Source organism: Streptomyces synnematoformans (genome assembly GCF_039531005.1).
Classification (GTDB): Bacteria; Actinomycetota; Actinomycetes; order Streptomycetales; family Streptomycetaceae; genus Streptomyces; species Streptomyces synnematoformans.
Genome location: NZ_BAAAPF010000547.1, coordinates 1 through 2,549, shown reverse-complemented (window position 1 = coordinate 2,549; position 2,549 = coordinate 1). Strand labels below are relative to the sequence as shown.

Here is a 2,549-nt window from a genome sequence, read left to right as displayed (position 1 = left end):
CCCCGCGCTCGGCCCGGATCGCCTGGACCACCTCGGCGACCTGCTCGCGGACCGCTCCGGCCATCCCCGTACCCCCTGCCTGGTGTGGTGAGATCGGAGAACTATGATCCCCGCCGGCCCGCCACGGCCTCGTACACCATGCCGACGAGGAGTTCGTCGGCATCCCTCCGGCCGAACTCGGCGGCCGCCCAGGACATCTCGTGCAGCCGCTGGCGGTCGGTGAGGACCGGCAGCACCTGCTGGCGCACCCAGTCCGGCGTCAGCTCCGCGTCGTCGACGAGGAGACCGCCGCCGGCCTTGACGACCGGCTGGGCGTTGAGCCGCTGCTCGCCGTTGCCGATGGGCAGCGGGACGTACGCGGCCGGCAGCCCGACGGCGGAGAGCTCGGCGACCGTCATCGCGCCGGCGCGGCAGAGCATCATGTCCGCGGCGGCGTAGGCGAGATCCATCCGGTCCACGTACGGCACCGGGGAGTACGCCGGCATGCCGGGCATATTGTCGACCTGCGGCAGTTCGTTCTTGGGCCCGACCACGTGCAGGATCTGCACGCCGGAGCGCTGCAGGTACGGCGCGACCGACTCGACGACCTCGTTCAGCCGCCGGGCGCCCTGCGAACCGCCGGAGACCAGCAGCGTGGGCAGGTTGGGATTGAGCCCGAAGGCGGCGGACGCCTCGGCGCGCAGCGCGCCGCGGTCGAGGGTGGCGATGGAGCGGCGCAGCGGGATGCCGACGTAGCGCGCGTGCCGCAGCTTGCTGTCCGGCGTGGAGACGGCGACGAACCTGGTGTAGCGCGAGCCGATCTTGTTGGCGAGGCCGGGGCGGGCGTTGGCCTCGTGCACGACGATCGGCACGCCGCGGCGTTTGGCCGCCAGATAGCCGGGCAGCGCGACGTAGCCGCCGAAGCCGGCGACGCAGTCGGCCTTGGTGCGCTCCAGCACCTCCTCGGCGGCCTTGATGGTGCCGCGCAGCCGTCCGGGGACGGTGATCAGTTCCGGCGTGGGCTTGCGCGGCAGGGGGACCGCGGGGATCAGCGCCAGTTCGTAGCCGCGCTCCGGGACCAGCCTGGTCTCGAGCCCGCGCTCGGTACCGAGCGCCGTGATGCCCACCGTCGGGTCCTGCCTGCGCAGGGCGTCGGCGAGGGCGAGCGCGGGCTCGATGTGGCCGGCGGTCCCCCCACCGGCGAGTACGACATGCACCGAATTTCACCGCTCTCCGCGACGGCCGCCCGCCGGCGGTCCGTCACCTTGTTTTCCTGGCTGTCCTGGCTGTCCTGGCTGTCCTGGCTGTCCTGGCTGTCTTGGCTCTGTTGGCCGTGCTCTCCGGCCTTTTTCCGGCGAGCACCCTTCTAGCAGACTGCAGCACCCCCGCGGGCCGCACGGCCAGTGCCGCCCGTGCCGCCGGTTCGTCGCGCGCGAACGCGATCAGCAACCCCACGGCGAACATCGCCGGCAGCAGGGCGGAGCCTCCGTAGGAGAACAGCGGGAGGGGGACGCCGGCGATGGGCAGCAACCCCAGGACCGCGCCGATGTTGATCACGACCTGCGCCATGATCCAGGCGGTCACGCCTCCCGCGGCGTACCTTACGAAGGCGTCCTCCGTACGTCCGGCCACGCGGATACCCGCATAGCCTAGAGCCGCGAAGAGTGCCAGCACCGACAGCGTCCCCGCCAGGCCGAGTTCCTCCCCGGTCACGGCGAAGATGAAGTCGGTGTGCGGTTCCGGGAGTTCACCCCATTTTTCCATACTTGCCCCGAGGCCCGAGCCGAACCACCCGCCGGACGCGAGGGCGTAGATGCCGTGCAGGCCCTGCCAGCAGACGTCGCCGGGCCCCGGCTCGGTGGCGCCGACGCAGCGCAGCCGGTCCATGCGGTGCGGGCTGGAGGTGAACGCCACCACGGTCAGCGTCGCGCCGACCGCGATGACGGTGGCGAACAGCCGGGTCGGCGCGCCGGCCACCCACAGCAGGCCCAGCAGGATCGCGCCCACGATCATCGCGGTGCCCATGTCGCCGCCGAGCATGATGAGGCCGAGGATCAGCAGCGCCGCGGGCACCAGCGGCACCAGCATGTGCTTCCACTGGGTGAGCAGCTTCTTGTCCTGTTTACGCGCCAGCAGGTCGGCGCCCCACATCACCAGCGCCAGCTTGCCGAACTCGCTGGGCTGCAGCTGGAACGGGCCGCCGAAGTTCAGCCAGTTGGTGTTGCCGCCCACGGACTGCCCTATCCCCGGCACCTGCACCAGGGCCATGAGGAACAGCGAGGCCGCCAGCGTCGGGTACGCCAGCGCGCGGTGCAGCCGGATCGGCATCCGGGAGGCGACGAGCAGCAGGAGGGTGCCGAGAACGGCGGCGACGAGCTGCTTGCGGAAGTAGTACGTGGACGCCAGGCCGCTGTTGAGCGCCTCGATCTGGGAGGCGGAGAAGACCATCACCAGGCCCAGCACGGTGATCAGCAGGCTGCCGCCGAGCAGCAGGTAGTACGCGGTCAGCGGCCGGTCCCAGGCCCGGCGGGCGCGGCGGGCGGGGCGGCGCGGGCCGGCCGCGCCGACGG

The 2,549-nt window shown here is 72.0% G+C and carries 2 protein-coding genes; both read right to left on the bottom strand.

All coding sequences use genetic code 11. From position 1 onward, the window contains the following. Positions 1–101 precede the first annotated feature (101 nt). Positions 102–1,196, bottom strand: a complete 1,095-nt coding sequence (murG, locus tag ABD317_RS35770; protein ID WP_344296024.1) for an undecaprenyldiphospho-muramoylpentapeptide beta-N-acetylglucosaminyltransferase — start codon at positions 1,194–1,196, stop codon at positions 102–104. A 43-nt stretch (positions 1,197–1,239) separates the two neighbouring features. Beyond that, positions 1,240–2,549, bottom strand: a 1,310-nt coding sequence (ftsW, locus tag ABD317_RS35765; RefSeq protein ID WP_425582527.1) for a putative lipid II flippase FtsW, incomplete at its 5' end; no start/stop codon positions are given.